6 protein-coding genes are annotated in these 7009 nt (G+C 69.1%); all 6 read left to right on the top strand.

The features are described from left to right. Positions 1–60: 60 nt before the first annotated feature. The 6 genes from ACFOSH_RS36715 to ACFOSH_RS36740 all read left to right on the top strand — a co-directional run bounded on the left by ACFOSH_RS36715 (position 61) and on the right by ACFOSH_RS36740 (position 6871). Positions 61–852, top strand: a complete 792-nt coding sequence (locus tag ACFOSH_RS36715; protein ID WP_378245046.1) for an ESX secretion-associated protein EspG — start codon at positions 61–63, stop codon at positions 850–852. Further along, positions 845–1618 carry an ESX secretion-associated protein EspG gene (locus ACFOSH_RS36720; RefSeq protein WP_378245047.1) on the top strand — a complete coding sequence of 258 codons (774 nt, stop codon included), beginning with the start codon at positions 845–847 and terminating at the stop codon, positions 1616–1618. Before ACFOSH_RS36715 ends, ACFOSH_RS36720 begins: the two co-directional genes overlap by 8 nt. 21 nt (positions 1619–1639) lie before the next feature. Then, the gene (locus ACFOSH_RS36725) at positions 1640–2860 is read left to right on the top strand and encodes a hypothetical protein (RefSeq protein ID WP_378245048.1); all 1221 of its coding nucleotides are present in this window, start codon (positions 1640–1642) and stop codon (positions 2858–2860) included. 13 nt (positions 2861–2873) lie between these two features. Further along, positions 2874–3467 (top strand): hypothetical protein, encoded by a 594-nt coding sequence (locus ACFOSH_RS36730; protein WP_378245049.1) that lies wholly within the window; start codon positions 2874–2876, stop codon positions 3465–3467. A gap of 144 nt (positions 3468–3611) precedes the next feature. Beyond that, positions 3612–5666 (top strand): bifunctional MFS transporter/dTMP kinase, encoded by a 2055-nt coding sequence (locus tag ACFOSH_RS36735; protein WP_378245050.1) that lies wholly within the window; start codon positions 3612–3614, stop codon positions 5664–5666. Continuing rightward, entirely contained in the window at positions 5663–6871 is a 1209-nt protein-coding gene (locus ACFOSH_RS36740; RefSeq protein WP_378245051.1) for a DNA polymerase III subunit delta', read from the top strand. The genes ACFOSH_RS36735 and ACFOSH_RS36740 overlap by 4 nt, the downstream gene beginning before the upstream one ends. Positions 6872–7009 lie beyond the last annotated feature (138 nt).

Genomic DNA, 7009 nt, shown 5'->3' on the forward strand with positions numbered 1-7009 from the left:
ACCGCTCGCAGACCAGTCTCACCCATTCGAACAAAAGTTCTAAAAATTGTCGGTACCAGGGTGTTCAATGGTCAGGTGAGCACTTCAACGACCGCTGTCTTCGACGTCATCGACGAGGTCATCGCGCCCCTGGCCGCCGAGGTTCCGGAGCGGCCCTCGGTGATGGAGTTCTACGATCCGGAACTCGCCGTGCCGCCGGTGCTGGCCGACGAGGAGCCGACTCCAGGGCTCACCCTGGCCGAGGAGGTGGAGCAGTACACCCGGTTCGTGAGCGGGATGGCGGCGATCGGGCTGGCCTCCGGCGGTGAGGTCACGCCCGAGGCCGTCGGGCTGTATCGCGCGCTGCGCGGCGGGTTCATCCGCGGCGTGGTGACCGGGGTCTTCCCGTCGCGTGAGGAGCCGTGGGAGGTCCGGTTCTTCGGCGACGAGGACTACACCACGGTGCTGAACAAGCTCGGCAAACGAGCGCGGCTGCGGTCCGGTTTCCTCAGCGCGCTGCCGGGCTGGGTGTTCGACGGGCTGCCCGACCATCCGACGGGGCCGGGCGAGACCGTGCGCATCGAAACGGACGCGGGCGGATTGATCCCGCTGCAGGCCAGGGAGGCCGTCGAGGTGATCCGTGCGGGTGCTTCGCGGCCGCGTCACGGCACGGTCCTCGTCGATCTCGCGGTGCGGAACTCCATCCTCGCCGAGTACCCGCACGGCGCCTTCGGCCTGGTGGACAACGACCTCGGCCGATACCAGTTCAGCGCGGCGATGGACGCCGACGGCCGCTGGACGCTCACTTGGGGCCCGGCCAGCCGGTCGATGGCCGAGCAATGGATCGTGAAGGCGGTGCAGAACCATGCGTGAACCGAAGACGGTGAAGGAACTGATGAGGCGCGCCGCCGCGCCGGTGCTGCGCGCGGTGCCCGAGCGCCGGAGCGTGTATCTGGGCTACGACCCGGAGATCACCGACGACGAGATCCGCCGTCTGTGCCCGTCGTACGACGAGCCGGCGGATCTCGTCACCCAGGCCGAGCGCTACGCGGCCAAGGCGGCGATGCTCGAAGAAGCCGGGCTGATGGAGAACGGCGAGATCCATCCGGCCGCGCTCCAGATGCACGGCGTGATGCTGCGGGGTTCGGTGCGAGGCGTCCTCACCGGCGTCTTCGCGTCCGAGCCCCGCGCGGTGCGGGTCGATTGCTACGGCGACGGGCACCAGGCCGTCGTCTGGCGGATGCGGTCGGGGCGGCGGACCACGTTCAGCCTGAGCGACTTCGGCGAGCTGGGCGCCCGCGTCTTCGGCGGGCTCCCGCACGTCCCCGCCGGCGAGACGCAGCCGATGCGCATCAGGATCGATGGGCACGGCGTGCCGCTGCCCGGTCAGGAGGAAGAGGTCGGCCTGGTCGCCGACACCCTCGACCGTCCCCGGACCGGGACGGCGATCCTCGATCTGGTCGCCTTCGGCGGGCTGAACGCCGAGTACCCGGACTACGGATTCGTGATCGTCGACAACGATTTGGGGAGGTTCGTGGTGTACGCCGCCCCTTCCGAAGGGTGGCTGATGTTCGGTGGAATGGACCGCCGGGCACTGGCGGGCTGGCTGCACGAGGCGGTGGACTTGAGCCGGACGTAGCGCCGGGACGAGGGGGCGGGAATGGATCTGGATCGTCGGGCGGCCGACGCGTGGTTCCGGCGGCGAGGGCTGCCGATGGTCATCCACCGGCGGAGGCGCGGAGCGGGCATGTTGCGCCGTTCGACGCCCGGGTTGGTGTTCCTGTGCCTGCTCGACCTGCTGCTGGCCGGGTTGCTGAAGCTGCTCGACGTCCCCGAGGCCGTACTCGAAGCCCGGATGCGCGAAAGCGGGCTCGCGTACGTCCTCGGCGTGCTGGCGCTGGCGTTCGCCGTACTCGTGGTGCCGGTGATCGCCGGTCGCCTGATGGTCAAGCTGCTCCGGGCGCTGAACCGCACCCGCGTCCGGTTGGCCGTCATGGCGGCGACGATCGGCTTCTGGGTGCTGGTGCTGCCGCTCGGCGAACGTCTCACCGGGCTGGTGTCGTGGGACAACCCGCTCTGGGTCGCCGTGCTCACCAACCTCGTCGCGCTGGCCGTACTGATGCTGCTGGTGCGGATCGGTGTCGGCTCGATTCTGACCTGGGCGGCGCGGAGCGCGGTCTCGCAGGTCAGGGCCATCGGCACCCTGGCGTCGAGGGCGTTGCCGCTGCTTCTGCTGGTGGTGATGTTCAGCTTCTTCACCGCCGAGCTGTGGCAGACCGTCGAAGGGCTGAACCCGGGCCGGCTGTGGCTGGTGATCGGCTTCCTCGTCCTGATCGGCGCGGTGTTCCTGGCGTCGATGCTGTCCGACGAGATGAAGGAGCTGAAGTCCTGGACCGTGGAGCCGGGGGCGGCCGTCCTGCGCGGCACGCCGTTCGACGACGACACACCCCCGCCGCGGCGGCGCGCGCTGGCGAAGACGGAGCGGTTGAACATCGCCCTGGTGCTGTTCTTCGCCCAGGCGGTGCAGATCGTGGCCTTCGGGGTGCTGGTGTTCGCCTTCTTCGTCGTGTTCGGGGTGCTGATCCTCCGGCCTGAGGTCGTGACGGAGTTCGCCGGCCGGGAATCACCGCCCGGGACACTGCTGGGTGTCCCCCTCCCGGTGAGTTCCGCACTTATCAATGTCTCCCTGTTCCTTGCCGTTTTCTCCGGTTTGTACTTCGCCGCATCAACCGCGACAGATGCCCGGTACCGGCGTTCTTTCTTCGAGCCTTTGCTGGAAGATGTGAAGATCAGCCTCGCGGCGCGTGACATTTATCTGGCCCATTGGGCGGATGCGCGACGGGCCGAGGTGGTTACCCTGGAAGCAGAGGACATTCCGTAGTGAGGTGGTCACCATGAGCGGGAAGGGCGAAACTCCCTTCTACGATGCCCCCGACTTCGTGAAAGGCGATGGCACTCAGGCACATCCTCCGGGCGACACGTTCGCCGACCCGCTGTCCGGCCTGGTCACGACGGCCCAAGCGAACCCGTCGGCCGGGGCCGACGAGATCCACGTGCAGGTGCCGGGACCGGTCCAGCACGACCCCGAAGTGGTCAGCAGGATGGTCGACGCGGCCATGCTCGCGGACGAGCGGCCCGCCGAAAACCCGGGCGCCGAACAGTCGCCCGCGAAGCTCATCAACACGGTCGGTGAGCAGGGCGCTGCGCCGATCGGGATCCTGCCCCAACAGCGCACCTGGCCGTCGAGGCCTTCTCAGCTCATCCGTCAGCCTCGTCGGCTGAAGCAGCAAGAGCCGGTCGAGGTCGACGAAGAGGCCGAGGCCGAAGTACAGCGGGCCAAGCGATCGATGCAGATCCCGAGGATCGGCAAACCGTCGTCGAACACCGCCGGGGTGATGATCGCGATCGCCCTCATGATCGTCTTCGCGGTCCTTGCCATCCAGCTGCTGGCCAGCCTGTTCAGCAGCATCTCGGGGATCTTCGGGTAACCCGTCCGGCGGTAGCGCCGGACGGGCCCGTCCACCTCCACGTCACCCATCGGGATACCCTGGCCATACGGTCGGGGGACTCGGCGTTGACCCGGGTCGCGCCCGGCGACGCGTGACTAGTGGGGTGGGCGTATCAGCGAGGGCGTGCAGTCGATGCCCGAAGCGGGCTCGGATGGTTCGACGGGGCGTGACGCTTCCACCATGCACCGCGCGCGGCGGGTGCTGGCGATCAAGCCGTTCCGCCGGATCTGGGGTGTCTCGTACCTGTGCAGCGTCGCGGACTGGCTGAACCTCCTGACGCTGACCGGTCTGGTCACCAAACTGACCGACAACTACGCGGCGCAGAACTTCGCGTTCGTCGGTGTCGTGCTGACCTCGCTGCTGCCGGGGCTGCTGTTCGCCCCGCTCGGCGGGCTGCTCGCCGACAGGTTCGACCGGCGCAAGGTGATGGTGCTCTGCGACCTCGGCCGGTGCGGTTTCCTGCTGTCGATCGCGTTCGTCGGCACGCCGTGGTGGGTGTTCGTGGGCAACTTCCTGGTCGGCTGCTGCGCGATGATGTGGATCCCGTCGAAGGACGCGGCGGTGCCGAACCTGCTGCGCCGGCCGGATCAGGTCGAGACGGCCAACCAGCTCGGCATGGTGATGACCTACGGCCTCGCGGTGATCACCGCGGCCGGGGCGAACGCCGTGCTCACCGGCAGCAACACCACGTTCCACTTCTTCCAGGGTGACGCCCAGCTCGGCATCGCGAAGGTCGCCGTCGTCATCACCGGTCTGCTGTACCTGACCAGCGCGATCGTGATCGCCACCCGGATCCCCGAGCTCTCGCTGCGCAATGTCCACTCGGTCGGCAAGCCCGAGGTCAAGCCCGCCGAAGAGCAGAAGTTCGGCTTCCGCCAGATGATCGCCGACGGCGCCCGTTTCGTGCGGACGACGCCGTTGGTGCGCGGGCTGATGATCGGCGCGTTCGGCGCTTTCGCCGCCGGTGGCGCGGTGATCGGTTCGGCCAAGCCGTACTCGTCCAGCCTGCTCGCCGGTGACGCGGCGTTCAACCTCCTTGTGCTCGCCGTCTTCCTCGGGCTCGCCACCGGGATGGCCCTGGCCCCGAAGCTCGCGCGCCGGCTCGCGCACGACCGGCTGTTCGGCATCTCGATCGTCGCCGCGGGGCTGTGTCTCGTCGTCGTCGCGCTGTCGCCGCACCTCGCCGTGTCGCTGGTCGCTGTCGCCGCCGTCGGTTTCTGGGCGGGGACGGCGTTCCTGACCGGTGTCACGATCATCGGTTCGCGGATCGAAGACTCCATCCGCGGCCGGATCAACGCGATCTACCAGGCCTTGATGAAGATCGTGCTGTTCGGCTCGACGGTGCTGGTGCCGCTGCTGATCAGCCTGGTCCAGTCCCGCAAGATCGAAGTGTGGGGCGGCACGATCACGATCGACGGCACGCGGCCGGTGATGATCGGCGGCGGTGTCCTCGCGCTGCTCGCCGGCATCTTCGCCTACCGGCAGATGGACGACAGGCGGGCCGAGCCGATCCTCGCCGACCTCCGCAACGCCCTGCGCCGTAGTCCTCGCCGGGTGAACGGGCTGCTGATCGCGCTCGAAGGCACTCGGGCGATCAACACCGAGACGCAGGCCGCGCGGCTGGCCGAGTGGCTGGGCGGCGGTACGCGTCCGGTCGTCCTGGCGGCCGATCCGGCGCTGGACGATCAACGGCTCGCGAAGCTCGTCTCCGGTGCTTCGCTGTCCGGTGCGCGGGCGCAGGCGCTGGCCGCCGCCGCGGTGCGCGCGGACATCGTCGAACGGGATATCCAGCCCGCGCTCGACGCGGGTTCCGTCGTGGTGATGGAACGGTTCGTGGACTCGCCGCTGGCGCATCTGTCCGCGGTCGCCGGGCTGGACAGCCAGGAACTCGAAGGGCTCGCCGACTGGGCGACCGGCAGATTGCGGCCCGACATCACCGTCCTGCTCGACGCCGATCCCGGCACGGTGATGCGGAAGTCGGAGTCGCTGGACGCGCAGTGGCGGGTGCAGCATCTGCTCACGGAGATGGCCGCCGCCGATCCGGACCGGTATGTGGTGGTCGACGCGGACGGTACCGAGGACGAAGTGAGCGACCGGGTGCGGACCGCGATCCGCGCGGTGCTGGTCGGCAGGCTCGCCGGGCTCGCTCCGACGGAGGAAAAGGTCGAAGCGAGATGACGGAAGCCCCTGTGCTGATCGGTGTCTGGAAGCAGCTAGTCGGCCAGGAGCCCGGTGCGCGCACGCTTTCTTCGGCGTCGACGGCGGCCGCGCGGATCATCGAGAACCAGCCTGTCGCGCCAGGGGCGATGACCCACGCCTGGCTGGTCACCGGGCCGCCCGGGTCGGGGCGCTCGACCGCCGCGAGGGTTTTCGCGGCGGCGTTGCAGTGCAGCACCGGTACCGGCTGCGGTGAATGCCCAGGCTGTCGCACCGTGATGGCCGGTACGCACGCCGACGTCAAGCTCGTCGCGCCCGAAGGTCTTTCGATCTCCGTCGCCGAGATGCGTTCGCTGGTCCAGGCCGCCGCTCGCCGTCCGACCACCGGGCGGTGGCAGGTGGTGATCATCGAGGACGCCGACAGGCTGACCGAGGGCGCGTCGAACGCGTTGCTGAAGGCTGTCGAAGAGCCGCCGGACCGCACGGTGTTCTTGTTGTGCGCGCCGTCCGATCATCCGGACGACGTCTCGGTGACGATCCGCTCGCGGTGCCGTCTGGTGACCCTGCGGACGCCGCCCGCCGAAGCGATCGCGCAGGTGCTCGTGGAACGGGACGGCATCGATCCCGAACGCGCGCGGTGGGCCGCGTCGGTCTCGAGCGGACATGTCGGCCGGGCGCGGCGGCTCGCCACCGATGAGGCGGCCCGGCAGCGGCGGGCGACGGTGCTGCGGATCCCGCTCGGCCTGCGCCGTCCGTCCGATGTGTTCACTTGCGCAGATCAGCTGATCAGCGCGGCCGAGGCCGACGCGGGCGAGGAAAGCAAGGTCCGTGACGAGGCCGAACGTTCCGAACTCCGCACCGCGATGGGCGGTGACGGCATCGGAAAGGGCGTCGCCGGGGCGAAGCGGGCCGCCGAAGCCGCGGTGAAGCAGCTTGAGAAGCGCCAGAAGTCACGGGCGACCCGGACCCAGCGGGACACCCTCGATCTCGCGCTGGTGGACCTCGCCGCGTTCTACCGGGACGTGCTGGTGACCGCGAGCGGCGCGGGCGCGACGCTGAACCACCCCGACCACGCCTCGGAAATCTCGCAGGCCGCCTCGGCCTGGGCGCCCGACTCGATCCTGCGGCGTCTCGAAGCCGTCCTGGAATGCCGCGAGGCGATCGACCTGAACGTGAAGCCACGAATCGCCGTGGAAGCCATGGTCACCACCCTGCGCCAAGGCTGACCCCGCACCTCACTCCGCACCACCCCAGCCCCCGCCCGTCCCAGGGCAATGCCACTTACTTAGCATTTTCGCAGGTAAGCGGGGGCGCTGGAGGCGGTTCCAGGCAGCTTCGGGCACGGATTGTGACGATCGGTGGTG

Source organism: Amycolatopsis speibonae (genome assembly GCF_042647925.1).
In the GTDB taxonomy this organism is placed as follows: Bacteria; Actinomycetota; Actinomycetes; order Mycobacteriales; family Pseudonocardiaceae; genus Amycolatopsis; species Amycolatopsis speibonae.